Origin of the sequence: Bifidobacterium apri (assembly GCF_009299485.1) — a bacterium.
Lineage (GTDB): Bacteria > Actinomycetota > Actinomycetes > Actinomycetales > Bifidobacteriaceae > Bifidobacterium > Bifidobacterium apri.
In genome coordinates this window covers 23,794-50,693 of the sequence record NZ_WBSO01000006.1, presented here as the reverse complement: position 1 = coordinate 50,693, position 26,900 = coordinate 23,794, and the positions used below count along the sequence as shown (strand labels likewise).

17 protein-coding genes and 1 tRNA gene are annotated in these 26,900 nt (G+C 60.4%); 9 read left to right on the top strand and 9 right to left on the bottom strand.

The annotated features are described in order from the left end of the window. Positions 1-2: 2 nt before the first annotated feature. From bcp to DSM100238_RS05340, 5 genes are all read right to left on the bottom strand, one after another. Positions 3-518: a thioredoxin-dependent thiol peroxidase gene (gene bcp / locus DSM100238_RS05360; RefSeq protein WP_167511058.1), complete on the bottom strand. Its 516-nt coding sequence runs from the start codon at positions 516-518 to the stop codon at positions 3-5. After that, a complete protein-coding gene (locus DSM100238_RS05355; RefSeq protein ID WP_152355664.1) occupies positions 515-1,762 on the bottom strand; it encodes a DUF3322 and DUF2220 domain-containing protein in 1,248 nt (415 codons plus the stop codon). The genes bcp and DSM100238_RS05355 overlap by 4 nt, the downstream gene beginning before the upstream one ends. Then, on the bottom strand, positions 1,759-5,268 hold the full coding sequence (locus DSM100238_RS05350) for an ATP-binding protein (protein ID WP_152355663.1): 3,510 nt from the start codon (positions 5,266-5,268) through the stop codon (positions 1,759-1,761). Before DSM100238_RS05350 ends, DSM100238_RS05355 begins: the two co-directional genes overlap by 4 nt. Further along, positions 5,268-6,107, bottom strand: a complete 840-nt coding sequence (locus DSM100238_RS05345) for a DUF4194 domain-containing protein (protein WP_152355662.1) — start codon at positions 6,105-6,107, stop codon at positions 5,268-5,270. The genes DSM100238_RS05350 and DSM100238_RS05345 overlap by 1 nt, the downstream gene beginning before the upstream one ends. 105 nt (positions 6,108-6,212) lie before the next feature. After that, complete coding sequence (locus DSM100238_RS05340; RefSeq protein WP_152355661.1) at positions 6,213-7,742, bottom strand: DUF3375 family protein; 1,530 nt, start codon at positions 7,740-7,742, stop codon at positions 6,213-6,215. 189 nt (positions 7,743-7,931) lie between these two features. Between DSM100238_RS05340 and DSM100238_RS05335 the strand changes: the two genes are divergently transcribed. The 3 genes from DSM100238_RS05335 (at position 7,932) to DSM100238_RS05325 (ending at position 11,332) form a co-directional block, all read left to right on the top strand. Beyond that, positions 7,932-9,059 (top strand): cation diffusion facilitator family transporter, encoded by a 1,128-nt coding sequence (locus DSM100238_RS05335; RefSeq protein WP_152355660.1) that lies wholly within the window; start codon positions 7,932-7,934, stop codon positions 9,057-9,059. A gap of 732 nt (positions 9,060-9,791) precedes the next feature. Further along, complete coding sequence (locus DSM100238_RS05330; RefSeq protein WP_152355659.1) at positions 9,792-10,256, top strand: Hsp20/alpha crystallin family protein; 465 nt, start codon at positions 9,792-9,794, stop codon at positions 10,254-10,256. Positions 10,257-11,071: 815 nt separating this feature from the next. Next, entirely contained in the window at positions 11,072-11,332 is a 261-nt protein-coding gene (locus tag DSM100238_RS05325; RefSeq protein ID WP_152355658.1) for a hypothetical protein, read from the top strand. Positions 11,333-11,480: 148 nt separating this feature from the next. Here DSM100238_RS05325 and DSM100238_RS05320 read toward each other — a convergent pair whose 3' ends face one another. Then, entirely contained in the window at positions 11,481-12,872 is a 1,392-nt protein-coding gene (locus DSM100238_RS05320; protein WP_152355657.1) for a metallophosphoesterase family protein, read from the bottom strand. Between the two features lie 338 nt (positions 12,873-13,210). Here DSM100238_RS05320 and leuA point away from each other — a divergent pair, with 338 nt between their 5' ends. Continuing rightward, complete coding sequence (leuA, locus tag DSM100238_RS05315) at positions 13,211-15,124, top strand: 2-isopropylmalate synthase (protein WP_152355656.1); 1,914 nt, start codon at positions 13,211-13,213, stop codon at positions 15,122-15,124. Between the two features lie 235 nt (positions 15,125-15,359). Here leuA and DSM100238_RS05310 read toward each other — a convergent pair whose 3' ends face one another. Beyond that, positions 15,360-17,795 carry a transglycosylase domain-containing protein gene (locus DSM100238_RS05310; protein ID WP_152355655.1) on the bottom strand — a complete coding sequence of 812 codons (2,436 nt, stop codon included), beginning with the start codon at positions 17,793-17,795 and terminating at the stop codon, positions 15,360-15,362. 480 nt (positions 17,796-18,275) lie between these two features. On the opposite strand from DSM100238_RS05310, the gene DSM100238_RS05305 reads away from it, so the two are divergent. Then, a complete protein-coding gene (locus tag DSM100238_RS05305) occupies positions 18,276-19,421 on the top strand; it encodes an inositol-3-phosphate synthase (protein WP_152355654.1) in 1,146 nt (381 codons plus the stop codon). Positions 19,422-20,112: 691 nt separating this feature from the next. Here the strand turns inward: DSM100238_RS05305 and glf are convergent. Both glf and DSM100238_RS05295 read right to left on the bottom strand, forming a co-directional pair. After that, positions 20,113-21,270 (bottom strand): UDP-galactopyranose mutase, encoded by a 1,158-nt coding sequence (gene glf / locus DSM100238_RS05300; protein ID WP_026503348.1) that lies wholly within the window; start codon positions 21,268-21,270, stop codon positions 20,113-20,115. 266 nt (positions 21,271-21,536) lie between these two features. Beyond that, positions 21,537-22,268, bottom strand: a complete 732-nt coding sequence (locus tag DSM100238_RS05295) for an MIP/aquaporin family protein (RefSeq protein ID WP_152355653.1) — start codon at positions 22,266-22,268, stop codon at positions 21,537-21,539. Between the two features lie 452 nt (positions 22,269-22,720). Between DSM100238_RS05295 and DSM100238_RS05290 the strand changes: the two genes are divergently transcribed. The 4 genes from DSM100238_RS05290 (at position 22,721) to DSM100238_RS05275 (ending at position 26,554) form a co-directional block, all read left to right on the top strand. Beyond that, positions 22,721-22,794, top strand: a tRNA-Lys gene (locus tag DSM100238_RS05290). A 1,295-nt stretch (positions 22,795-24,089) separates the two neighbouring features. After that, positions 24,090-25,319 carry a glutamyl-Q tRNA(Asp) synthetase gene (locus DSM100238_RS05285; protein ID WP_152355652.1) on the top strand — a complete coding sequence of 410 codons (1,230 nt, stop codon included), beginning with the start codon at positions 24,090-24,092 and terminating at the stop codon, positions 25,317-25,319. A gap of 63 nt (positions 25,320-25,382) precedes the next feature. Next, positions 25,383-26,213 carry a YggS family pyridoxal phosphate-dependent enzyme gene (locus tag DSM100238_RS05280; protein WP_152355651.1) on the top strand — a complete coding sequence of 277 codons (831 nt, stop codon included), beginning with the start codon at positions 25,383-25,385 and terminating at the stop codon, positions 26,211-26,213. 17 nt (positions 26,214-26,230) lie between these two features. Then, the gene (locus DSM100238_RS05275) at positions 26,231-26,554 is read left to right on the top strand and encodes an acylphosphatase (protein WP_152355650.1); all 324 of its coding nucleotides are present in this window, start codon (positions 26,231-26,233) and stop codon (positions 26,552-26,554) included. The last annotated feature ends 346 nt before the right edge of the window (positions 26,555-26,900 follow it).

The window sequence follows — 26,900 nt, the reverse complement described above, 5'->3', positions numbered from 1 at the left end:
GCTTAGCGCTGCATCCACTCTTGATCATCGAGCTTGTCGAGCGTCTTCAACAACGCATCAACATGCCCTTTCGCGCGCACGTTGTACTTCGCGACGCGGATGATGCCGTCACCATCAATGACGAATGTCGAGCGAATCACACCTACATGCACTTTGCCGTACAGCTTTTTCTCGCCATACGCGCCATAGAGGCGGTGCACGGTCAAATCGGGGTCTGACAACAGCGGGAAGGTCAGGTGGTCCCGCTCCCGGAAGCGCGTGAGCTTGTCGATCGGATCCTTCGACACGCCAAGCACGGTGAATCCTCGCGCCGACAGCCGGGCAAGATTATCGCGAAAATCGCACGCTTCCGTCGTGCAACCGGGGGTCATCGCCGCCGGGTAGAAATACAGGACGATATTCCTGCCGCGCAACGCGGATAGCGTAACCGTGTCTCCCGTGTCAGAGGGAAGTGTGAAATCCGGGGCCGTCTGCCCGACCTCAAGCCGTGCAGGTGCCGGATGCGTGGTGTCTGTCATTGATCCTCCTCGTATTGATGATTGATAACCTGCCATCCGAATGAGCGCAGCACATCGACGGCGTCGACCAGCGGGATGCGTTCCTGTTCGACGCGCAGGTACTCAGGTCGGCCGGAAGAGCCGGCGCCGCAGACCATCCGGTACAATTCGCGCTCGCCGGGATTGAGCGTAGGCGTTGCCTTGGGGTCGCGCGTCGCGATTGGAGTGCCTTCGGGCTTGAGATTCGTGCCGAACCATGAGTACCGTCCGTAAGCCTCGATATCCATGAACAGCGACCGGCATCGCACCCCAGCCTGCCTTACGGCGTCAAGGATTTCCAAGCCGTCGGCATCCATATCGCCCCAATACACGACCCGGGCCCCATAATCATCCCCGCAATTATCCTCGCAGGCAGCGCCAAGCCACGGCAACAACGAGATCGACGCTTCGATCGCCCTGCCGCAACCCCACACGCACAGCCCGTCCCTGACCGGCGGCATACCTTGGTACGTATCCTTGTTCTCCACAATGATGACGAATCGGACCTTGCGCTCACGGGCGGGCTGCCATGCCTTGGTGATCACCATCTCCGGCTCGTCGGTGTACGCCGGATCGAGCCACCGCATGCGCAATTCTGTGGGACGTTCGGAAAAATCCAGTGAATCCTTGCCGCACAAGGTGCATATGGCATCACGCCGTTTGATGTGCGTCTGATCGAGCCATTTCGCACTGAATCCAGCGAGCGGAACTTGCCGTGGGGTCATGCCGGCGGCATCATGGGTGGCGAAGAACCGCGCAGCTCGGATCAGCAGCGCGATATCCGTATCGGATTCACGATCCAGCGTTTTCGCCACGGCCGACGAAGTTTCACGGGAAACACCGAGCTCGCGGGTCAGCAGGTCGATGCGTGTGCGCGCCTTGCGATACTGCCGTGCCCCCTGGCCACCGACCACGCGCAACGCCGTGGCCTCATCCGCTACGGTGACGGTGTCGATCAATGCTACGGGCGTGACCATGAGCCGGCGTTTCAGTGTCGTCAGGCAACCTTGGTGTTGCGCCCAGTCGCGCAATGTGTTGTTGGCTTTATGCCAGTCGGGCGCTTGCGAGGTCAGTGTGCGCTGGTCCGGCCATCTCACGGTGAAGGTCAACGGCCATGCCGGCGTGGCATCATAGCGGTGCCGCGCCAGGTATGTTGCGACGATGTCGCGGATCGCCTCGGGCGCTTTCGCCGCATCTACACCGCGTGCGCGTGAACCCGCCATCATTGCGCTCCGGCAGAATCGCCGGCAGATTCCGCGCGATGGTTGGAGGGCTCGCCGAACGGCCCGCCGTCCGCGTGTGCGCCGACCAAGTCAAGCTCCTGCAAATGCGAATGCTGGTCCTCGTCCTTCAACACCACATAGCCGCGTGTCGCCATTTCAAGGATCTCACCGGTTTTGCTTTCGGGCGCGGACACGATGACTTGGAATCCCAGCCGCGGCAATACTGCGAGTGCGCGCTGCGTGTACCGGCCATCCGCTTTGATCAGCGCCTCGTCGAGGAACAGCGTGGTGTAGGTGGGGTGTCCGCTGATATCGCCGCCCAACAGATAGATGAGCGCAGCGCCATAGACGAAGGATGTGAGTTCCTGCAACGCGCCGCCGGACTTGCCGCCGGTCGAGGAGATACGTTCGTCAGGGCCATCGTCATGATGGACGACGGCGTAGAAGGAACTGCGTGCGCGGGAATCAAGATCCCTGGCGCCGTACTGGCGGATTCCCGCGGTGTCGCGGACTTTGGCCAGCTCGTCACGCAGGAGTTCGACCATGGGCTTGCAGCTGTCGAACGCCTGTTTCGCGCTGCGGCTGTCAGGAGCGGTGTCGGACGGTTGCTCGGCCTGCCAGCTGTTGAGCCGCCCGATGGTGCGGCGCAACGTGCCGTTGAAGGACGCGCTGCGTGGCTTGATGGTGACATCGAGGGTGAGACTGCCGTGACGCGGGCCGAACTGCTGGTCGCGCAACATGGAGTTGATGCGGTCGAGCTGGTCGCGCACTTCGCGCTGGTCGTTGTCGAGGCTCATACTCAATTCGCTGAAATCGCGCTGCATCTTGTCGACACTGTTGGCGATTTCTTCGGCAGTCGCCGTCTTGGTCACAATCTTGGACAGATCCTCCAACTCGTCCTCGTAATACCGGTAGTCGGCCGCCGTAGGAGTGACGGTTGTGTCGTCTGCGGCCCAACGGGCAAGATAGTCGGACATGCGCCGTTCGACGGATGTCCGCGCTTTGTTGGATTGCGCTGCCGTGTCGCTGATGCGCTTGGTGATCGCATTGCCCACCATGGCGAGCACCCGCTCGTCGAACCGGCGGATTCCAGGTTGCCCAGGCAGGACGGTCATATGGGCCAGTTCGCCGGCCACAGAACCGGTCGCCGCACTGTACGCGGTGGACAGCAGTTCGGCGACGGCATCCGGCAGCGTCGGTTGTTCCGGAGTGTCGGTGATCTGCCCTGCGCGTTCGGTCAGCCACGCTTCGGCGGCATCGACGGCCTGTTGCGCGTTGGCGGCGGCGAATTGTGCCTTCGTCTGCGATGCCATCGCGTCCTGCAACGTGTGCTGGAGCCGGTCACGCCGTTCGGCGAGTTGGGCGAGTTTCGGATCGCCCCGCAGCGTGTCGATGTCGTGCTCGAGACGTTCCACTTTCGCTTCGGTGCCGGCTTCGTCAACTTCCGTCCACGGAAGATCAGCGATTTGGGAAGACAACGTGCGCAATTCATCCAGATGACTTTGCTGACGTTTGATGTCTTCCCCATCCAAGTCGCACTGTCTGAGCTGTTCGGACAGACGGTCGATCTGCTGTTTCAGCCCTCGCAGGTACGCTTCGTCGGCGAAACCGATGACATTGTTGATGCCTTTGGTGCCATACGAGCCACGCTGACCGGCTTTGATCTGCCCGTCCGGCTGGATTTGCCGGGCGGTGTCGGCGTCGTCGATATGTTCGACGCACAGCGCGTCAAGCCGTCGCGACGAGGTTTGCTCGCGCAGCCATCCCAGGAATGGAGAATCCTCGCGGAACCGCAGTTTGCCGGACAGACGGTCGTTGCGCTCGCCGTCCTCCCCATGTTCGCGGGTGCCGTTTCGATCGTCGATATTGTCAATATCGATGAACTGCCAAGTGCGACGGAACATGGTTGACGGGTCGATGGTGCTGACTTTGCGGGCGAACCCCTGCTCACGGCGACGATCGACCAGAATGATTTGCGCGATAGGCCCATAAGCCACGTTCATCGCGGTACGCCACCGTTCTTCGTCTTTGCGCACGTCCATCAGCTCGGCGACATAGGGCAGATCGCGTTCGCTCAGTCCGGTCGCTTGCGCGATTGCTGCCCGGTCGTCTTCCATTTCTTGCGTGATACGGGTGCGTTTGCGGCTTTGCCGTTCGAAATCGCGCTTGATCGGGTCGAGACGGTCCGTAATGCCTTTGCGGCGGACGACGTAAGCGTCCCGCTGACGCTCGAGCTCAGCGCGTTGCGCATCCGCGTCTTCGATGAAATCTTGGGCTTCCTGCCGGCGCTGTTCCCATGACGTCTCGGATTGGGGCATCGGCTCGTCCGCCCGGGTGAACGCCTGCCGGATGCGTCCGACGGTGTGACGCATCCGTTCAAGTTCCTGCATTGCTTGTGCACGCTCGTTTTCCAGATGAGTCAAGGTGTCGCCGCCGGCGCCGTGCATCATCTCGCTGACTTCGTCGAGTTCGCGCCGCACGTCCTTGACTGTCGCATCGGCCTTCTGGCACTGTTCCTGCTGCCGTTCCAGCTGTTGACGGTCTTGCGGCAACTGTTCGCGCACGGCGGCAGCCAATCGGGAAAACACCCACGAACTCAGCGTCGCCAGTCCGGCATCATCTTGCGGGTCGGCGACGTGCAGATCGCGGGTCTGCTCTGCCGCCTTGTGGTATTCGGCGTATTCGTCGCGGATTTCGCGCAATGCGTCCATCTGCCGGACGTTTTCTTCCATACTGTGGAAGTTCTCGGCGTACCGGTCGTAATCTTCAACCGCTTCGCGCGCCTTGACCAACGCGTTCGGGACATCGAGCACACCTTGCTTGAAAATATCGTCCAGCCGCGAAGGCGCATCCGCAGATTGGATTTTGTACAGCAACCGGCATGCGGCCGCTTTCAGTCCCATGCGTGTCCACACGGATTCATGGAAGATCTCGGCGTTCGAAACCACCGCGCACCCCGGGTACACCTTGCGCAACTGGTCGGCGGTGAACGGCGAGGACCGGTACCCGTCCATCTTGCGCGGGTCGATCTCATGATTCCAAGACACGTATTGGCGCCGCACGCTACCGCGCTCGTCACCGGGGGACAGGTACAGGAATTTCGCGCATGAGAGCGTCTCACCGCCCATACGGTTCACATACGTGTCCACAATCGCGCCCCACACCGCGGTCGGCGTACCGTCCTCGGCAGAACCGCGCAGATAGACAGCCGTCCCGCCCTCCGCGTCATCCGCCACGGCGGTCATGCCACGCAGATACGTGTAGTCGCTGCGTTCGGAACGCCCTGAATTCGATGCCTTGTTGAAGGCCGTACCGGCAGGGTAAAGCAGGGAATTCTGTGCGTCCACCAGCGTGGATTTGCCGGACTCGCTGGCGCCTGCGAGCAGCGTAATCGGCATGACCGGATCCATGGACGGGCGGAACACGTGGTAGCCCTCATACGATCCCCAATTGACCAGTTGGCGGCTGGCAAGCATCCAATGGTCCGCCATCAATGCTTCGTCGGTCATCACAACCTCGTTTCTTCGTCGGTTCCAGCAGTGGTCGCATCGGCATCAGTCTGGGCATCTTCTTCAGGAACATCCGTCTCGTCGGCGGTGCTGTCCCCGCTTTCGCCCAGCCACTGTTCGGCAAGTTCAGGGGTGAGCACGGCGGGGACCAGCGGTGTGATGCGATACATGTCACCAGTGTCTTCCACCGAGGCAAGATACCCGTAGGTGGTGCAACGCGAAATCACACTGCCGATGCGTTTCATCACGCCTTCCTCGTCATTGCGCGAGGCAAGCCAGCCGGCGCCCGTGGTCAGCGCGGCACGAATGTCGTCCGCGCTGATGATCCAGTCCTTCGCCGGCACCCGTGAGCTTTCGTAGCCGAGTACGCGAATACGCAGCAAGGCCACCATAGCCGCTTCCTCGCGGGTCAGCGATGCTCTGGTCTTCAAGGACCGCGCCCCCAGATCGTCCGCCGCTACCGGGCGCGCGTACATGACTCGGTAGCGCGGGATATCGACCAGCTCGAGCAGATCATTGTTGAGCGAACGGCGAATATCATCCACATGGTCCAGAGCCGTCTCATACACGTCATCGGTGATGAACCTGTCGCGCTTGAGCTTGATGGCGACCGTCCTCGCATCGAGATCCATCGTGCTCGTATCCCCGGGGAACAGCGCATGCGGATTATCGGCGGGGTCGATGTCGATATCTCCCATCGTGCCGAAGCCCGCACCGGTATGCTGCACGGCGTCGGCATCGTCGGAACCGTCCTTGCGGTTGTCCGCCGCGGCATCGGCGTTGCCGCCCGTGCGTGCCGTGCCCATGGCGGCCATCATGTCATCAAGCTCATCGGTCATTCGTCCCGTCCTTTCCCACATGTTTCACGGTGTTCCAGCTGCCGCGTCCGCTCGCCATCGCGACAATCCGTCCTGTGTTTTCCGCCCGCAGCCGGTTGCCTGCCGTCATGCGTCTTCTTCGATGATCCCACGCACCACGTCAACGTCCGCGAGCACCGGCCGTGTACGCCACGCGCGTGTCTTGCCGTCCGCGCAGATGCAACGCCACGTCGAGAACTGTCCGTCATCGTCCACGCGCAACGCTCCCAGAAAGCCGACCAGTTCGCTTTCACGGCGCTGCGAATCGTCCAGCTGGTTGAAGCTCGCCGCGATGTCAATCCGTCCGTCGCGCATCGTCGGATTGCGCATGATCAGCGACAGCATATGCCGCAGCCGCGGTCCGCCCGCCTCGACCATCGCCCGCAAATCCACATCGGCGAATCCGGGATTGTCGTCGTCCTGGGGCAAAGACATGGTTTCCAAGCTTGGCGGAGCCGCGAACGCCATCGGGCGCGCCGGCCGTGTCGGCAGCGGGGACAACGCGGCCGCATTCACGTCAAGCGAATACGGGCTCGGGGACGTCTCGCCATTCCTGATATCACGGCTGATCGCTGCAAACAAGCGGTTGAACGTGTCCAACGCCGTGCGATACCTGGTGTCGCTGCGCTGCCGGACCAGACGACTCACCGCCTCATCCGAGACGCGTACCTGGTGACGGACATCCTCAATCCCCTCGTAAATCCGTTTCAATTCAGCGCGCACCTGGTTGAGCAGCTGATTCGGCTCGCCATGCAGATAGGGGCTTCTCGCGATATCCTGCACCGCATCATCGATTTGCCGTCGTCCTTCATCCGTGACAATCACTTGGAATGCGTCCTCGAACCGCCGCCCGCTGTCCGATTCACGCATCGAACGACGGTAGCGTTCATGGTATGCCGTAAGAATCTCGTCCACGCTCATCGACCGTTCCTGCATGCGTCGGCGCAGCGCATCGCCATTGTCGCGTTCCTCGAGCGCGAGCTCATGCAAATCGACCGGCACGCCACGCAAGGTGTTGTGCACAACAGCGATGATGTCCTCGACGTCCTTGTCGCTCAGAGATTCCACCGCTTCGCCTTTACGAAGCCTGTCGATTTCCTGCTCGCGTTCCTTGACTTCCGCCTCGAGCAACGCAATGCGCTCGCTTGGATCGACGGTCAGGCGTTTGCGGGCGTTTTCGACTTCCATGATGATGGAATTCGCCTGAGCGCCGGACAGCGCGCGGGTCGTGTCCTCAAGTTGGGACAACGCGTCGATCGCGCGGTGAGCGCGGGCGGTCAGGCGGTACAGATAATGGTGGGACGCGGGGTCATACGAGTTTGCGAGCCACGCGTAGTCGCCTTCGCCCTCGCGGGTGAGTTCGACCAAGGTCTGATGCGCGCTGTCCTGGGCGGTCTCGCCGTCTTTGTACTGCCATTCGCCGTCGTGCGAGAGCTCCTCAAGCGCGCCGGCGAGCCGCATCTCAAGCGTCTCCTTCGGCAGCTCGGCGGTCAATGGTTTGAAGCAGGTGCGCAGCAACGCGACGTACGTCATCGCATGATTGCGCAGCAGCAGTCGAAGCACGCCTGTTTCATAGACCGGCCGCAGCCGTTCCAGTTGCGCCTTCACGTCGCTCACGAAACTGCCTCCTTCTGCTCTGTGCATCGTCGCCGCCGGTATTTCGCCCGGAATGTCGCGGAACGGCACATCGAACATCATTTTATCGGACACGCATGAAGACCGCGGGCGTCCGCAACCGCCCCCGGGCTATGCTGGAACAGGAATCCGGTATTGAACTGTTGTGATACCGGGCCAAGGAGGACGACGATGGCCACACAAGATCGCAAGGAAGACGGACAACAGGCGCAACCCGTCGGCATCATCCATGATGTGCCACGTAACCGGCCGCAACCCAACGGCAACGCCGCCATGAATCACGATTTGGCCCCGGACGGTACGGAACCACATAATGCGAAGATCGGTATCGCCGTCATCGCAGCGCTGCTGGCGAATGTGATGGTCGCGGCGGTGAAATTCGTGGTGTTCCTGATGACGCATTCGGCTTCGATGCTGTCCGAAAGCGTCCACAGCCTTGCCGATTCCGGCAACGAGCTTACGTTGATCATCGGTAATAAGCTGTCGCATCGGCCGCCAAGCCGCAAGCATCCGCTCGGCTGGTCGCGGGCGCGATATCTCGCGTCATTCATCGTGGCAGTCTCTCTGTTCGCCATCGGTGGCGTATATTCGGCGAGCGAATCCATTGCGAAAATCCGCGAGGTCGTCTCCGGCGGGCCGCAGGCACATGTCGTGAACGTGCACAGCATGACGATTGTGCTGGTCGTGACTGTCATCTGTGCGGCGATCGAGGCATGGAGCCTGCACAACGGGATCAAAGAAGCGAAGGAACGCTTCGAGGAAACGCATGATCCGGGTCCGTTCAGCCTCATCAAATTCTGGAGAGGCACGAAATCGAGTGATTTGGCGGTCGTACTCGCCGAGGACACGCTTGCAGTGGTGGGTCTTGCGTTCGCGTTCCTCGGATCGCTGCTCGCGATTCTTACCGGCGACGAGATCTGGGATGCCATCGGCGGCACGAGCATCGGCGTGCTGCTGATTGTGGGCGCGTTGCTGTTGGGCGCGCAGGTTGCGTCGCTGCTGATCGGCGAAGGCGCAAGCGATCACACGTACCGTACAATCACGCAGGTGCTGGCGGATAATCCCGATGTCGAACGGGTGCTTGCCGATCCGGCGGCCATGCATTTGTCCGAGAAACGCATTCTTGTGCTGCTTAAAGTGCAGTTCCGCAACGAGACCGAACTGGACGACGCCGTCGCGATCAACCGGCTTGAAGAGCAACTGCGCGCTGCCATCCCGTATTACACGCTGGACATCGTTGTGGAACCGGATACGTATGATCCGGTCAAAGCCGCGAAAATCGAGGACTGGGTGGACTGAACGGAGCGGGGTCTGCTGCCGACGATGGGCGGCGACATGATCTCCCGAGGGTTGTGGGAGTTTATGTCCTCGGTGGCCGTGATTGACGAAAGTCCGGTGTCGCGTGGGAGTTTATCGCGTTGCTGCGGTTTCGTCGATAAACTCCCATCGGGTTGATTTCATGGGTCGCGCCGTATCAACGATGTCGTTGGGAGATTATCTCCAAAACACGACCCGCGGATTGATCTCCCGGGAGTTTACCGTGCTCGGGGCGAATCAGGCGCAATCTCCCGAGGGTTGCGGGAGTTTATGCCGTCGGCGGCCGTGATTGACGAAAGTCCCGGTGTCGTGCGGGAGTTTATCGCGTTGTTGCGGTTGCGCCGGTAAACTCCCATCGGGCCGGTTTCATGGGTCGCGGAATATCAACGATGTCGTTGGGAGATTATCTCCAAAACGCGACCCGCGGATTGATCTCCCGGGAGTTTGTCGTGCTTAAGGTGAATCGGGAACAATCTCCCTCACCCGGCTGGGCATGGCGTCATGTCAAGCGTCCGGAAAACCCGCACCCGAATGTTTCCCCACGGTGAAAATCCGGAATGAACCCCGGCGTGGGAAGTTGGATGAAGTGAAAGGTCAAGGTCAGGAGCCCGGGAGGGTTCCGGACGCGGGTCTACGAAACCGATCGTCGGCACGCACATGTCGCACGGTCGGCTGCCAAGCCGCGTTGGCTCCAAACGTGAAGGAGTACCGATTATGGCTATGTTTCCGGCTTTGATGAATGACACGATGTTCTCAGATTTGTTCGACGACCCGTTCTTCGCGGGTTGGCGTGACGCGGCAGACGAAGGCCGTCAGCTTGCTGCCGCGCAATCGAGCAGTCTGATGAACACGGATGTGCGTGAGACCGATCACGGCTACGAGGTCGCGATGGATATGCCGGGCTTCAACAAGGACGACATCAACATCGAGCTCAAGGACGGGTATCTGACCGTCTCCGCGCATCGCAATGATTCCAAGGAAGACAAGGACAAGGACGGCAAGTGGCTGCGCCGCGAACGCTACGCTGGCACGTGCAGCCGCACCTTCTATGTCGGCGACGACATGAAGGAGTCCGATATCCACGCCTCGTACAAGGACGGCACGCTGCGTCTGCAGATGCCGAAGCAGGAGGCCAAGGCGCAGGTTGACCAGCCGCATCGCATCGCGATTGAGGGCTGACAGCCGCTGCATGCCGGTCGATGCTATGTGCCACGGGCTGTCGCCGATTGCGTGAATCAATGGTGATTGTGCGCAATGGCGAGTGTTGACGTCGCCCGCTGCTACGTTGCCTACGCTGACTGATAGGCGGGCGGCGAGACACATAGCCAAGACCTGATGACGGGGACGGAGGTGAGAACCTTCGCCCCCGTCATTGTGTTTGGGGGAGTTGCGGATCCGCGTGGGGTGGCGCCGGGGATGATTGCCGGGAACGGTGACGGATGTCAGCGCAGACCATGGCGTGCTGGTCGCCATCACATCCCCTTTACTTGGGTAGTGTACATGCGGGTGGTGTCACAGCGGCGAGACAAGACCGTTCTATGACCGGATATCGGCTGCGGCTCTAACCGAGGTCTTGCGTGTCCGCCCGGCTGATGCTTACAGTGGCGTTGCCGCTGCGGAAGCTTCGAAACAGCTGATGTGTCGAGGGGTTTGATTCGGTTGCCGCGGCGGGTTGATGGTTGTCGAAGGCGCTGCAAGAAGAAAGGAGCCGGCTGACATGTCTCGTATGATGATGCGTTCCATCGAAGGAATCCGCCGAATGTGTCGCATGGCAGGGTCCTGTTCGGTTGCGATGCCTGTGAACGTCGCTGTCCGTTGAGCTTGCGGCGGTGGGCGGAATCGTGGAATAGCGGTGATTGAACCGCTGTTGATTCCCTGTTGATTCTTTGTTGTTGTCCGCCGCGCTGGCTTGGCGCTCTCCGTTTGACGTTCGCTGGAGCGATGCCGTGGGGGCCGGAAGAACAACAACGTATGTATTGACAACGAATGCACTGATGATGAATCTGCCAATGGCGGGGTTCACTGACGAAGAGGTGACGATGATGAAATATCAAGGATATGAAGGACATAAGGGATATGAAGGGCGTGAGGCGCCAAATGGGCAGTCGTCGGCGGACACGATGGTGACGTGGGAACGTCGGATTTGGGAGCGGCGACTGCAAGCGAATGCGGATTGGCAGCGGCGTCAGCGTGGGCGACGTGTACGTGCACGGCTCCAGCCCAGTGCCGCGGGCGGGTATCTGCCTGCGGTGTGACTCGGCGGTCGCATGGGGCTTGATTGCTGCCGGTTCGGTGAGGAGAGCCGGTCGTCTATCTGCCTGGGGTGTGACCGCGTAGCCGCACCGCAGGCGGATACCAAGACCGAGGCAGTAAATCCCGTCCTCCCTTCTGACGTTGCCGCCCCTACCGCCGGCGTCGGTTCGCGGCGATTGCGCCCAACAGGCCTGCTGTCGCAATCCCAATCGTTCCCGCAACTTTCGGCCGGCGCAGTTGATTGCGCACGGTCGCGGCATCCGCGGCACCGTAATCGCCAAGGAACAACCGCAGCTTGTCACGCACCTGTCCGCCGCCGAGCTCGCCCCACGTCATCATGCGCGTCTGGTATGCGGCAGGATCATCTTCGCGGAAGATAAGCAGTCGCACCCCGCGCGCATCGGCGTCAGGCCCGTAGCTGGCGAACCCGCAGGTCGGCGCGTACCCCAGATCCAGCCCACCGGCATGCCCGACATAGGCGTTTTTATGGTCGTGTCCGGCGAACAGCGCGAAATACCCTCCTGCGCGTCTCATCGCTGCGACCTCGCCGACGTTGATATCCGCGCAGTTTACTGATTCTCCAAGCACGGAGCCCGGCCGGCACACCGTTTCATCGAGCAGGAAGCAACGTCCGGAAAACGCCCGCGTGCCTTCTACGGCGTTCATCGTCCACCACGGCACTTCGCGCAGGCAATCGTAGAACTCTTGCGTAGGGATGTGCTGGAAGGCGATTGCGGGAACAGGCAGATCGTCGCCGTTGCGTGCACACAGCTCGTGTTCGGCATCAGCAAGCCAATCGATGGCGGCGGCAGACGGCACACCGTACCCGTCGGAATCCACAAGATCAAGCCCGCTTCCCTGCACAACCGGATGCGCCCCGGAACTGACCGGGCCGGTGGAAGGCACGGCTCGCGAAGCGTCCCCGTCAAGCGCGTAATCGCCGGAATTGATCATCATCACGCCCATCGCGATACGCCCGCCGCCGCTCGACATCACAGGGAGGGCGAACGTGCCAGGTTCCAGCGCGAGCGGGCTGCTGCCGGCGACCGGATTGAGACATCCGTCGATTTCACGGTACAGGTCGTCCTGCTCGTCCACATCGATGCCGCACTGGAAGTCGTGGTTGCCGTAGGTCGCGGCGAACGGCACCCCATGGGCGGCAATCGGCCCGAGGAATTGCGAGAATGTGGACCTCACGTGCTGCCATGCACGCTCCATCAGCGTGGCTTCGTCGGGTTCCGGCAGATGGTTGCGCCGGCATTGTTCTCGCTGCGAGGGCACGCGTTCGAGCGCGGCTTCCAAGCGGCTGACGACGCGCACATGGTCGCCGGGCCTGTCGCCGCGGCGGGAGACGAACGTGTCGATGTATGCGGGGTCGTACCCGCGGATTTGGTCGCCGGTGAGCACGACCAAATCCGGGTCTGCCTCCTGTACGGCGTCGCCGATGAGTTGCAGGGTGTCATCGCTGACGCGGGGACCGTCTTGGATGTCGGAAACCTGAAGAATGCGGAATGTGCCGTCGTCGCGGAATCGAAGCGTCATAGTTCCCACTCTACGGCGATGTGCCGGGGCGGAGACGTCTTATGCGCCGTATGATTCCGATTGTTCATCTGCGGTACATGAGACGTTTCTCTGGGCGCGATGTCTTCTGGTTAGCCTGCGATTGCCGACACGCGGGCGGCTTGCGCGCGGCGCGGGATTGTCCGGCTTTTCATGGTCATATCCCGAAACCTCTCGAAGGAATATGAATACCTCCCGGTAGGATGAAACCGTCCGTGTTACGCGGAGGTAAACGCGTAATAAGGCACCCATCGGCGCGGCTTGACCGCGCGCGAAACGCTGCCGTGGTTTTCGCGGCACAACCAAGATAAGGAGGAGTGATGGGTCAGGATCAATCATCAGTATTTGATCTTGCGGCAGTCGCCGCAGCGTCCAACGGAGGGAACAACGACCCGCTGCTGCCTCCGGCACGATTCATCGGCGGCCCGCAGAAGCCGAGCAATATGCCGTACAACAAGTATGTTGCGTACGACAAGCAGGTGCCATTCGAGTTTCCTGAGCGTACGTGGCCGAACAAGAAGCTGCGTCGCGCTCCGCGCTGGTGCTCTGTCGATCTGCGTGACGGCAATCAGGCGCTGGTCAACCCGATGGATTCCGAACGCAAGCTGCGGTTCTGGAATCTGCTGGTTTCCATGGGCTTCAAGGAGATTGAGGTCGGCTTCCCGAGCGCCTCGGAAACGGATTACGATTTCATCCGCATGCTGATTGAGCGCGAGCTCATCCCCGACGACGTGACCATCATCGTGCTCACCCAGGCGCGTGAACACCTGATTCGTAAGACGTATGAATGCCTGCGCGGCGCCAAGCGCGCGGTGGTGCATTTCTATAATTCTGTCTCCGTGCTGCAGCGCGAGGTCGTGTTCCGCAAAGACAAGGAAGGCATCAAGAAGCTTGCTACGGATGCCGCCACGCTGTGCAAGCAGCTTGAGGGCGAAGCCAAGGGCACGGACCTCTACTACGAGTACTCTCCGGAGTCTTTCACCGGCACTGAGCCTGAGTACGCGGTTGAGGTGTGCAATGCGGTGACTGACGTGATCAAGCCGACGCCGGATCATCGTATGATCATCAACCTGCCTGCGACGGTTGAGATGACGACACCGAACGTGTTCGCAGACGAGGTCGAGTACGTGTCGAACAACCTCAAGGATCGCGAGTCCATCGTGCTGTCCTTGCACCCGCATAACGACGAGGGCATGGGCGTGGCCGCCACCGAGCTGGCTGTGCTGGCTGGCGCCGACCGTGTGGAAGGCTGCCTGCTGGGCAACGGCGAGCGTACCGGTAATGTCGATTTGGTGACGCTCGGCCTCAACCTGCTTACTCAGGGCATCGATCCGCAGATTGATTATTCCAACGTTCCGGAAATCCGCAAGACCGTCGAATACTGCAACCAGTTGAAGATTTCTGAGCGTCACCCGTACGCCGGCAATTTCGTGTTCACCGCGTTCTCCGGGTCTCATCAGGACGCCATCAAGAAGGGCTTGGAAGCTCGTCAGGTGGCGGCGGAGCGTGCTGGAGCCGATCTCGACAAGTTCGTGTGGCTGGTGCCGTATCTGCCGATCGACCCGAAGGATATCGGCCGCAGCTATGAGGCGATTATCCGCGTCAACTCCCAGTCTGGCAAGGGCGGCATGGCCTACCTGCTCAAGACGAACCACAATCTTGACCTGCCGAAGCGTCTGCAGATCGAGTTTGAGAAGGTCGTGCAGGCTTACGCTGACGAAACCAAGCGCGAAGTCAAGGACGAGGACATCTGGCGCCTGTTCAAGGACGAGTACCTGCCGGTCGAGGATTCCGGTGCGACCGCCGCGGGTGCGATTGTCGGCGACCATGGCGATGAGACTCTGAAGCAGTGGGGCCGTCTCAAGCTGCTCAATGTCTCTGTCTCCTCCGGTGAGGATGGTTCTGACACCGTAATCAAGGTGAAGATGCTCGACCGCGGCGCTGACCTTGCCGACAGCGGTGATGACCATATCCGTGAGCTGTCCGGTATGGGCAATGGCCCGATCGCCGCGTTCATCAACGCGGTGAGCAGCTTGGGTATCAATGTGTCCGTCATAGATTATGTCGAGCATACGATGACCGCAAGCACGGACGCCATGGCGGCTTCCTATGTGGAATGCCAGATCGGCGATGAGGGTGACAGCCAGATTATCTGGGGTGTCGGTATTGACTCGTCGATCATCACCAGCTCGCTGAAGGCGATTATCTCCGCGATTAATCGTTCTGAGCGCTGAACTTCAGCCTGAGTCGAGCATCGGCTCACAGCGATGATTCGGGCCCGGCCGCCGCATGACACGGTGGCCGGGCCCGTTGTTATCTGGATTGCGGTTGTGCTGTGCCGGACGGGTTGTGCCGTGCCGGACGGCGGACGGTTCTCACTTCCCTTCTTCTTATACAAACTGGCTACGCTGAGAGGCTTCTCAGCGTAGCCAGTTTGTATAAAAGAGTGCTCAGCGGTGACGAGAAAGGTCACTGCTGAGGCGTGGTGCCGTTGCCGCCGGTAGTGCTGTCTCCACCAGTACCGTCCGCTCCAGCTCCCGTGCCGCCGGCTCCGGTTCCGCCGGTTCCTGCGCCTGCGCCAGAGCCGGCGGAACCGCCGGATGTTGTGGCGCCACTGTTGCCCTCATCGGTGGTGCCGGTTGAAGGCGCAGTGCCTGCATTCGTAGTCGCTGAGGCGGAGGGGGACGGGCTGCTTGAATTGGAAGACCCGGAGTACGAGCGTTTCGTACTGCTGCGCCCGGTCCCCCACGTGCCGTCCGGCCCGCCGACCTTGCCGTCGTCGGTCGCTGTCGGGAATGCGATGTCCTCGGTTCCGTTCAACGCTTGTTTCATGAATTCGGTGAACAGGTGCACCGGATACTCAGAGTGCGTATACCCGTTGAAATCGACGATTTCCTGCGGATTGCCGTTCGCGTCCGGGTACCACATGGCCCATGTGCTGATCAGTTGGGGCGTGTAGCCGACGAAGGAGGCGGCGTATGCATCGTTTGCGGTGCCGGTTTTGCCGGCGATGGTGCGTCCTATGGATCTGGCTTCCTTGCCGGTGCCGTATTCCACGGTGCCTTCCATCGCTTTGATGACCAGGGCGCAGTCGTTCTCTTCGAATACGCGCTCGTCGCCGGTTTTCGCGGCGTACAGCTCTTTGTTGTCGGAGCTGAGGACTTTGGACACGCAGTGCAAGGTGTGCTTGACTCCGCCGGTGGCTATGGTCGCGTGCGCTTGTGTGAGTTCCTTGACGGTCACCGAGTTGATGCCGAGTACGTTATACGGCGATGTTTCGTCGATGTCGCTCGTGATACCCGCCGAATGTGCGATTTCCGCGGTTTTCTGCGGGGTGAGTTTCTCGTTGAGGTTCATGAATGCGGTGTTCACGGAGTATGCGGTGGCCTTGTACAGATTGATGTAGCCGTAACTCACATTGCCTGAGTTGGCTACCGAGCTGACCAGTCCTTTGAAGGTTTGTGGTGAGTTGCCGTTGAACACGGTGTTGAAACTGACGCCTGCCTGTGCGGCCCCCAGCAGTGCGAAGGGCTTCATGGTCGAACCGGGTTCGTAGGTGGCTTGCGTGGCGTTGTTGAGTTGGTGGGTCAGATAGTCGTTGCCGCCGTAGATTGATTTGATGCTGCCGTCTCGTGGGTCTGCCGCCAGCGCGCCGATTTGCATGCCCTCCGGCATACCGGATGCTCGGTTGTCTCCTACGGATTGCATTTCGTTTTGCAAGGTTTGGTCGAAGGTGGTCACAATCTTGTACCCGCCGGTTTCCAGCTCATCCTTGGTGAATGCTTTGGAATTGACGAGCTCTTGCTCAACCATGGTCAGCAGATAGCCCTTGAACCCCTGATAAGTGTTTTCCGTCGTCTGGGTGATGGTTTGCGGCATGGCGGCCTCTTTGGCCTGCGTGGCCGTGATGTAGCCGTCTTCTTTCATAATGCGAATCACACGGTTGAATCGAGAAGTCGCCTGTTTGGGGCTGATCGCCGGATCCCATGTACTTGGCGCCGGAATGATGCCGGCGAGCATGGCGGCCTCTGATACGGTGAGATCTTTCGCGTCCTTATTGAAATACGCTTTCGCGGCGGCTTGGATGCCATATGCGCCGCGCCCGAGGTAAATCGTGTTCATATAGTTGCACAGCACGGTGTCCTTGGACTGGGTCTGTGCAATTTTGATGGCGAGGATCGCCTCGCGTAATTTGCCTTTGTACGTGGTTGTTTCACCGAGATAGTACCGTTCCGCGTATTGTTGGGTGATGGTCGATCCGCCTTGCCGCGACCCGGTACGCAGATTGGTGAGCAGGGCACGGGCGATGCCGCGCAAATCGATGCCCCTGTCTTGGTAGAATGTGCGGTTTTCCGAGGCGACGATGGCTTGGCCGACATATTTCGGCAGTGTCGAGCAGTTGATGATTTCGCGATTCTGTGCGGCGTAACTGCCGATCGGCGTGGTGCCATCGGCATAATACACGGTGGTTTTCGCGGCCATGGCGACTTTTTCGGGCTGCGGGATTTCCGTAGTCACATAGAGATACGCGAAAGCGCCCGCGGCGACTGCGATGAACGTGCATATCAGTCCCAGCGACCATTTGAGGATCAGATGGCGGCCTTTGACGCGGGTTTTCGGGCCCTTGCCTTCGGCGCGGTGTGTTCCTGGACCGCTGTGGCGTGTCGCTGCGACCCGGCGTGATGACGCGGCGGATGAGGTGCGGCTGTTGCGTTGGCTGTGCGATCCGTGCGCGCGATGGGAGCCGTGCTTGGAGTCGTGCGCCCCGCTTGGGTTGCGCGATGCGGAGTTTGAAGCCTTTTGTGAGCTGTAGGAATCGTATGCGTCGCCCCCGCTGCTGCGCGTGGATGATGCGCTGCGCGCGCTGCGTGGGCGTGATGAAGCACTACGTTTCTGTGAAGCCATGGTTGCAACCGTAGCCGGAGCACCTGAAAAACCGTCCTTTGTGAACGGAACTCTCACAAACTTGAGACTCGCTGATGATAGTCGGGGAAACATGCCGTGCCGCTTACTTGCCGTTTTGCTGACCTCGATTTCTTCGAGGTCGGGGACTGGGTCGCGTGATGCTGCTGCCGATGCCTCTCTCGCGTGCGACCCGCGAATCGCAGCGGTCGGGGTGCCCTCTGTCTGCGCTTCCACCTTTGCCAGGTTTGAGCATCCCAAGCTTGAAGATCCATGTTCGCGGCATGCCGCGCCTGAATCCGTACCCGTGTCGGGGGTCCGCAAAACCATGCAACGAGCTTCGATTTGTCTGAACAGGATGGACATAGTATCGTGATTCGCTCCGTTTGGCGATGTTTCTTCTTGATTTCGTGTGTGCTTCTCCAAACGAAACGGTATGCTTGAAGTTTGGAATAACGCAACGCTTAGTTAAGAGGAGTCCAAATGAGCATTCGCGTGGCAATCGCTGGCGTAGGCAACTGCGCCTCGTCTCTCGTTCAAGGCGTCGAATATTACAAGGATGCCAAGGACGATGAGAAGATCCCCGGCATCATGCACAACGTGTTCGGTGGGTATCGAATCAAGGACATCGAGTTTGTCGCGGCGTTCGACGTTGATGCCGCCAAGGTCGGCAAGGACCTCAACGAGGCAATCTTCGCCAGCATGAACAACACGTACCAGTTCTGCAAGGATATGCCAGTCTCCGGCGTCACCGTGAAGCGCGGTCCGACCGGCGACGGCCTTGGTGAGTACTATCGTCAGGTCATCACCGAGTCCGATGCCGAGCCGGTGGATGTCGCTCAGGTGCTGCGTGACACCAAGGCCGACATCCTCATCAGCTACCTGCCGGTCGGTTCCGAGCAGGCTGACAAGGCTTACGCCCAGGCCGCCATCGATGCCGGTTGCGCGTTCGTGAACTGCCTGCCGGTGTTCATCGCATCCGACCCGGAGTGGGCGGACAAGTTCCGCAAGGCCGGTCTGCCGATTGTCGGCGACGATATCAAGAGCCAGGTTGGCGCTACCATCACGCACCGCGTGCTCGCCCGCCTGTTCGAAGACCGTGGCGTCCGTCTTGACCGCACCTACCAGCTCAATGTCGGTGGCGACATGGACTTCATGAACATGCTTGAGCGCAAGCGTCTGGAATCCAAGAAGATCTCCAAGACCCGCGCTGTCACGTCCATCGTGCCTCACGAGATGGATCCTCACAATGTGCACATCGGCCCGTCCGACTATGTCGCGTGGCTTGAGGACCGCAAGTTCGCGTTCGTGCGCCTTGAGGGCACCACGTTCGGCGATGTTCCGCTGAATCTTGAGTACAAGCTCGAAGTGTGGGATTCCCCGAACTCCGCTGGTGTGGTCATCGACGCGCTGCGCGCCGCCAAGATTGCGCTTGACCGTCATCTGGCTGGCCCGGTGCTGTCTGCTTCCGCGTACTTCATGAAGTCCCCGGCCGTTCAGCACGAGGACGGCGAGGCGAAGGCCCTCGTCGAGAAGTTCATCACCGGCGAATCCGAGGCCAATGAGGCCCAGCTTGACGCCGATGTCGCGGCTGCGAAGGCCGCCGGCAAGGACGTGTGGCACGCCTGATTGGGTGCGTTGCGTGTCTGGCGACAGATGATTGTTGATATTTGCCGCCAGATACCGTGATTACCCGTTATTGATAACCGTCTGCCGACGCTGAGAGATTTCTCGGCACAGCAGACGGTTTTTCGTTGCTGCGGTAGTGTGGCTGGGGCGGTATCTGGCTGTAGTGTGATTGTCTGGTCGCGCGGCGGGCGGATACCGGTGCTTCTGGTGCTGTCCGTCCGGTTATCTGCCCGCGGTGCGACTGCTGTGTCGCATGGCGGGTGAGTATCGGGGCGAGGAGGCCTCCCAGCGGCGGTATCTGTCTGCGGTGTGACTGGCCTGTCGCATGATACGTGGATGCCCAGGGGAATGAGGTTGGCCTGTATTTCGTCAAGTCGGCGTTTCGTCTTGGGACTGCGGTGTGCTCTGCCGGTCGCATGGCGGCGAGGTGTCGGGATGATTGGGGTGGTTGGCCGGGGTATCTGTCTGCGGTGTGACTGCTGTGTTGCATGGCGACGCGATTGGGGCGGTTTTCCGGCGTGCGCGGCCGATAGTTGCCGGTGATGCGACTGGTCAGTCGCACCGGGATGAGATACGTTTCACGCCAAGGCCTACCGTGGCACAGTACGCGAACGCCGGCATGGAATCAGCAATCCCATGCCGGCGTTTCGGCGTTCCAGCGCGATCCGATGCGATCGCCATCGCCTCGGTCTCAGCCGAGCAGCGGTGCCACCTGTTCCTCGTAGGCGGTGAGCGCGGTGTCGATCACGTTGTGCATGTCGTAGTACTTGTACGTACCCAGACGGCCGCCGAACACGACCTTCGGCTCCTGCGCGGCCTTGGCGGCATACTGCTCGTACAGCGCCTTGTCTTCCGCGGTGTTGACCGGGTAGTACGGCTCATCCTCGCGGGTGGCGAAGCGGCTGTACTCTTCCCAAACCACCGTCTTGTCAGGGTTCTGGGAATCCTTGCGTTCGGGGTTGAAGTTCTTGAACTCGATGGCACGGGTGTACGGCACGTCGGAATCTGCGAAGTTCATAACCGGGCAGCCGAAATGGTCGCCCTCATCGTAGCGGACTTCCTTGAAGTCGACGGTACGCCACTTGAGGTCGCCGAGCTCGTAGTCGAAGTAGCGGTCGACCGGGCCGGTGTAGACGACCGGCACCTTGCCCACGAGTGCCTTCTTGTTCAGCGGCTGGGATTCGTCGAAGAAGTCAGTGTTCAGGGTCACGTGGATACGTGGATCGTCAATCATGCGCTCCATCCACGCCGTGTAACCGTCCTTGGGTAGGCCCTCCCAAGTGTCGCGGAAGTAGCGGTTGTCATAGTTGAAGCGCACGGGCAGGCGCTTGATGATGCCTGCCGGCAGTTCGCTCGGATCGGTCTGCCACTGCTTGGCCGTGTAGTTCTTGATGAACGCCTCGTACAGCGGTCGGCCGATGAGCGAGATGCCCTTGTCGTTGAGGTTGGCCGGATCTGTCCCTGCCAGCTCGCCCGCCTGCTCGGCGATGAGCGCCTTGGCTTCGGCCGGGGTGTAGTGCGCATGGAAGAACTGGTTGATGGTGCCCAGGTTGATCGGCAGCGGGAACACTTCGCCGTTGTGCGTGGTGTAGACGCGGTGGACGTAATCGGTGAACTCGGTGAAACGGTTCACATATTCCCAGACGCGCGGGTTGGAGGTGTGGAACAGGTGGGCGCCGTACTTGTGGATTTCCGCGCCCGTTTCTTTGTCCATGTACGAGTATGCGTTGCCGCCGATATGATCGCGCACATCGATGATTTCCACCTTCGCGCCATGCTTTTCGACCGCCTGTTGCGCCACGGTCAGGCCGAACAGGCCTGCGCCGACGATTACCAGATCCGCGTCCATGTATTGTATGCCTTTCTGCTTTCGGAACCGTGCTGATGCGGGGTCGGCGCCAGAATGGCATTCCCGTCCCCGCTCGGGAACCATTGGATTTCAGTCTAGTCCACTGTGTACCTAGAGTCGGATCGGCGTGGAATAAGCCAGCCGGTTGCGCTTGAAACCTCGGGACACATACAAAACCCGGCGACGGTGCGCACTGGTATGCTTCACCGTCGCCGGGTTGGATGCCGTGAACAATCAGATGATCCGGTAATCGGACCATCCGATCATCAGGCGAAAATCGTCTTGAACAGGAACGCGCCCAGAATCGCGCCCAGAATCGGCGCGACCACCGGAATCCAGGCTTCACCCCAGCGGGAGCCGCCCTTATGCGGAATCGGCAGCAGCTGGTGCAGCAGGCGCGGCATCAAATCGCGGGCAGGATTGAGGCCTGGGCCGGTCGGGCCGCCCATCGACGTGACCAGACCCCACACAATGAAGCCAACCACGATGGATGCGGCGGCCGGGTCTTTCTGGCCCCACGGCATGGACAGGCAGCACAGCGCGCCGATCACGAGCATGAAGGTGCCGAAGAACTCGTTGAGGAAGTAGTTCACGCGGTCGTTCTCGGCGTCGGTGGTGCAGAAGGTGCCGAGGATTGCTTCGGCGTCTTCGGTGTCACGGTAATGCGGGTAGTAGGTGACGTACACAATCAGCTGGCCGACGATCGCGCCAAGCAGCTGGGCGATGATGTACGGCAGCACTTCGTTCCATGGGAACAAGCCGTTGACGGCCTGGGCGATGGTCATCGCCGGATTGATGTGGGCGCCGGAGACCGCGCCGAACATGAGCACGGGGAACATGACGCCGAAGCCGTAGCCCATGGCGATGTTCAGCCAGCCGGCGTGGTGGCCCTTGGTGTTCTTGAGTTCGACATTGGCGACGGAACCGTTACCGAATACCATGAGGATTGCCGTACCGACGAATTCGGCGGCTAGTTTGACGAAAAGTGAGTAAGTCACTGCTCTGCTTCTCTCTTGTCTTTCTTGTGTTATCTGCGCTTGCGCGAAGAAACGAATGGATTCGCGTGCCTGGGCGCCTGTGCCTCCATAGGCCGCATGACTCCCAGACGTGGTAGGCGGTGGTCGTCGGCGCCTGCCGGCTTCGGGCATGATTGGCCCGCGGCAGGGTTCGCGGATGGATGCGCCGGACGTCGGCGCGAGTGCTAGTGTAGCGGAAACCATGGTCTTGATTGCCGGATGGTAGGTGACGTTGCCGGATTCGTGTGATATACGTCGTGATGTTCGTGATTCGCCGCCGGTCGGGTTGTTGTTTGGCCGTGGATTCATCGTGGTTTGATTGCGAATGGACCACGCACCCCGAGAATGCGACACGCCGAAAAGGGATATAAGTTGCGTTCGAATCAGAGGCGAGTATAGTAATCACTCGGTTCGAGAAATCGACTAACCAACTTGCCCCTTTAGCTCAGTTGGTTAGAGCAGCTGACTCTTAATCAGCGTGTCCGGGGTTCGAATCCCCGAGGGGGCACTTTCAACCGCAGCCATGGCTGCGGTTTTTTGGGTTATAGGCCAAAATGTGTGTCCGGCATCGAAGCGAATCCTGGGGTTATAGGCCAGTATGTGTGTCTGCTGGTGGGGTGTGCGGGAGTCTTGATTGTTGCTCTGGTCGTGTGCACGCCCTGTATGCCGTGGCATGCGAAGCTGAACGGATATCGACGGAAAACGGCAGTGGAGGCCCCGTGTTTTGCGGTTCGCGCATGCCCGGGCATACGCAAACCTGCAGTATGGCTCCCGGACAGTGCGGGAAGCCTTCTGTCTGGCGCACGACGTATGTCATGACATGCGCGACCCGGCACATTCGAATCGCCTGTACGCCTTGCGCAGCAACGGGTCCGCGCCGGTTTCGGACACACATTTTGGCCGGGCTCGAAAGTGGCGGCATGAGGATTCGAAACCGCGACACGCCCGGCAGGACAACCCCTCACACCCGATTCCGGACACACATTTTGGCCAATAACCCGGTTTTTTGTTTTTCAGTGCCTTGTCCACGATTCAAGTGCGCGGAATCTAAGGTCAGAATCTTGAAATCTCCCGTTTCCGCTTCGATTTCGCGGCTATCGAGAAGAACATCTGAACATCTCTCCCGGGGTTATAGGCCAGTATGTGTGTCTGCTGGTGGGGTGTGTGGGAGTCTTGATTGTTGCTCTGGTCGTGTGCACGTCCTGTATGCCGTGGCATGCGAAGCTGAACGGATATCGACGGAAAACGGCAGTGGAGATCCCTGTTTTGCGGTTCGTGCATGCCCAGGCATGCGCAAACCGACGGTATGGCTCCCGGACAGTGCGGGAAGCCTTCTGTCTGGCGCACGACGTATGTCATGACATGCGCGACTCGGCACATTCCAACCGCCCGTACGCCTTGCGCCGCAACGGGTCCGCGCCGGTTTCGGACACACATTCTGGCCGGGCTCGAAAGTGGCGGCATGAGGATTCGAAACCGCGACACGCCCGGCAGGACAACCCCTCACACCCGATTCCGGACACACATTTTGGCCAATAACCCCTCTCCCGCACAGGCCGATTTCGCGAGATGTTGGATTCGTCGGGTGTCGGTGACCAAAGGCAGCGGGGCGCGGGAATAGTCCTGAACATCATCGTGCTCTTAGTCGCACAGCGTCCAAGATGTGTGGGCAGCGGTGACGTGCACATCGACGATGAGCCTGTCAGGAGAGGTGAAAGCGATGGGCCGTCCCGACCGGCGCCGTATCAGCGGTCGGCCTGTCGGGACGGATTCAGCGGTTAGTCCGCCGGATAGACTGCAAGCGTGGAATATTCAGCGGTTATCGGACGTTTGGCACCATCGCCGACCGGGCGTATGCATATCGGCAACGCGTATGCGGCACTCGCTGCTTGGCTGGGCGTGCGCTCACAAGGCGGCAGACTGATACTGCGGATTGAGGATGTCGACACCCCGCGTGTGGTACAGGACGCCGACCGGTGGATCATGGATGATCTCAACTGGCTCGGGCTGGATTGGGACGGCGACCCGGTATACCAGTCGGCGCGACTTGACAGATACCAGCAGGTACTTGAGACCCTGAGCGGCATGACCTTGAGCGAGATAATCCAGGAATCCATCCCAGAAGACGGGTGGTGCCCATCTGCGTCCCTGAGCATCCGCCATATGCCATTGCCATACGCAACCGTCCACACAGCAGGACACCCGGTGCCGAATACGAGACCGCGTGCGGAATCACCGCTGATATACCCGTGTTTCTGCTCGCGTGCCGATATCCGGGCCGCATCCGCCCCGAACGAAGGCGACGGCTTCATCGTCTACCCGGGGACGTGCCGTACCATGCCCGCCGCCGAGCGTGACGCCCGCGTCAGCCGTGGCGACCGTCATTCCTGGCGTATCGCGGTGCCTGAACCCGGCAATCCCGCAGGTGCGATCGCGTTCGACGATGAGGTGTTCGGATCGCAGCACATCGATCTAGGACGGCAGGTCGGCGATGTCGTCATCCGACGTTCCGACGGATTGTTCGCCTATCAGTTTGTCGCCAGCATCGATGATGTCGATATGGGTGTCACCCAGATTGTGCGCGGTCGCGATTTGCTGCGGTCGACGGCGATCCAGCTGTGGATCCGCCGGGCACTGGGGCACGCGTTGCGGTCGCAGTCGCAGACGCTGACGCGGACACTATCGCAGCCACGGCCGCAGCAACAACCAGAGCAGCAGCAACGGCTCCGGTCACCGCAACTGGCGCAAACACCATCGCGCGCGGCGACTATCCCACAGTTCGCGCATCTGCCGTTGGTCGATGACATCTCCGGCAAACGCCTGGCAAAACGCGACCATGCCCTCGACTTAGGCGTACTTCGCGAAGAAGGAGTAAGCCCCGAGCGCATCATCGGCTATTGCGCGTGGATGCTGGGTCTGCTGCCGCAACCCGTGCCATGCCGGCCTTCCGACCTGCTTGATGGTTTCACGTGGAACACCATCGCCGATCATCGGGACGATCATCGCTGCGATACACAAGACCTACTACGATGAGAACGAGGCAAACAGAACAACCCGCGGAGACCAGCCGCGTCAGCGGGCGGATGTGAGGCATGCATGACAGCGTATATGGATCACAAGGATCTGGCGAACGAAACCATCGACGCGAACCGGGCGCAACAGATTGCGGACGGCGTGCATCGTGTGTTGGACCGCATCGCCCAAGCTGAAATGGAAGCCGGCAGGGAGCCTGGCTCGGTCAGATTGCTTGCCGCCACGAAAACGCGTGATGTTGGCGAGATCATGGCCGCCATCGACGCCGGCGTGCGGATGATTGGCGAAAACCGACCACAGGAAGTCGTCGCCAAGGCGGCGGGACTGGCACGGCAATGCGCGTCGCGCGGTTTTTCGCTCGGCGTTGCAACCAGCGACGGCGATGTACATGATGACAATTCGGAGCATCATATCCCCTTCCATCTCATCGGTCAGTTGCAAAGCAACAAGATCGGCAAGGTGCTGCCGGTTGTCGAAACCATCGAATCCGTTGATTCCCTTGATCTCGCGCAGAAAATCGCTCGTCGTGCTCTCGCGCGCGGCATCACCACAGGTGTGTTGCTGGAAGTCAACGAGTCCGGCGAGGAATCAAAATCAGGGTGCGACCCGACGCAGGCAGTCGATCTCGCGCGGCAGATCGGAGCACTTGAAGGCCTTGATTTGCAAGGCCTGATGACAATCGGCGCACACGTTGATGATGAAGCGGTGATTCGTCGTGGCTTCTGCCATCTGCGTGAGACGCGCGATCGGATTCTCGCCGCCGGTACGCCCGGAACCGCGCATTGCCATGAACTGTCGATGGGCATGACGAACGATATGGCGCTCGCCATTGCCGAAGGCTCGACCATCGTGCGCGTGGGAACCGCGATTTTCGGCCCGCGCGCGTTCATCTGATCAAAGGTCGGCTTGGGATGGCATCGCATGCGGATACGCCACGGTCGCAATCGTCACGGTCGCAATCGCGTGTGCACATGGTGGTGACCGGCGTGGTGCAGGGGGTTGGCTTCCGCTACTTCACGGTGATGGCCGCCCGCCGGTATGATTTGACCGGCTGGGTGCGCAACCGTATGGATGGCTCGGTTGAGCTTGAAGCCCAAGGTGCCGGGATTGATGTGGAACGGTTTGAGCGTGCGGTGGAAGGCGGCCCGCGGTGGAGCCGCGTCGAGCATGTCGATATTGACATTGTGCCGGTAGTGCCGGGGGAGCGGGGCTTTTCCGTTCATTCGGATCGCTGATTGCTTATATGGCCTGCACCGCTGGAGGCCATGGGGCGTGATGCCGGCGGCCGCGCAAACGTACCGCATCCAGGACGGTCGAGCGACTTTCGGACGATAATCAGCGTTTCCACACCGCGGAGTGTCCGATAATCGGACAAATTTTTGAGATAGGGGAAAATCCGCGGAAAAACAAGGGTGGAAGGGGGAGTGTCGCGGTCAGCCGGAACCATGCCCGCCGGCGACCGTCACGGGGGAACGGTCTTTGCATCCCCATGATATCGGGGTGAATATGGGGGTTTCGCGCAGCGTGGCGCGGATTTTAGACTGCCGCTATCAACCACGCAACGGGCGGTCTCCGGCATGG

Excerpts from the sequence above, each read along its gene's own strand:
- DSM100238_RS05330 (WP_152355659.1), top strand. The coding sequence starts at position 9,792 with ATGGCTATGTTTCCGGCTTTGATGAATGACACGATGTTCTCAGATTTG.
- DSM100238_RS05355 (WP_152355664.1), bottom strand. The coding sequence starts at position 1,762 with ATGATGGCGGGTTCACGCGCACGCGGTGTAGATGCGGCGAAAGCGCCC.
- DSM100238_RS05305 (WP_152355654.1), top strand. The coding sequence starts at position 18,276 with ATGAGCATTCGCGTGGCAATCGCTGGCGTAGGCAACTGCGCCTCGTCT.
- DSM100238_RS05275 (WP_152355650.1), top strand. The coding sequence starts at position 26,231 with ATGGCATCGCATGCGGATACGCCACGGTCGCAATCGTCACGGTCGCAA.
- DSM100238_RS05350 (WP_152355663.1), bottom strand. The coding sequence starts at position 5,268 with ATGACCGACGAAGCATTGATGGCGGACCATTGGATGCTTGCCAGCCGC.
- DSM100238_RS05335 (WP_152355660.1), top strand. The coding sequence starts at position 7,932 with ATGGCCACACAAGATCGCAAGGAAGACGGACAACAGGCGCAACCCGTC.
- DSM100238_RS05280 (WP_152355651.1), top strand. The coding sequence starts at position 25,383 with ATGACAGCGTATATGGATCACAAGGATCTGGCGAACGAAACCATCGAC.
- bcp (WP_167511058.1), bottom strand. The coding sequence starts at position 518 with ATGACAGACACCACGCATCCGGCACCTGCACGGCTTGAGGTCGGGCAG.
- DSM100238_RS05345 (WP_152355662.1), bottom strand. The coding sequence starts at position 6,107 with ATGACCGATGAGCTTGATGACATGATGGCCGCCATGGGCACGGCACGC.
- DSM100238_RS05325 (WP_152355658.1), top strand. The coding sequence starts at position 11,072 with ATGATGAATCTGCCAATGGCGGGGTTCACTGACGAAGAGGTGACGATG.
- DSM100238_RS05310 (WP_152355655.1), bottom strand. The coding sequence starts at position 17,795 with ATGGCTTCACAGAAACGTAGTGCTTCATCACGCCCACGCAGCGCGCGC.
- glf (WP_026503348.1), bottom strand. The coding sequence starts at position 21,270 with ATGGACGCGGATCTGGTAATCGTCGGCGCAGGCCTGTTCGGCCTGACC.
- DSM100238_RS05320 (WP_152355657.1), bottom strand. The coding sequence starts at position 12,872 with ATGACGCTTCGATTCCGCGACGACGGCACATTCCGCATTCTTCAGGTT.
- leuA (WP_152355656.1), top strand. The coding sequence starts at position 13,211 with ATGGGTCAGGATCAATCATCAGTATTTGATCTTGCGGCAGTCGCCGCA.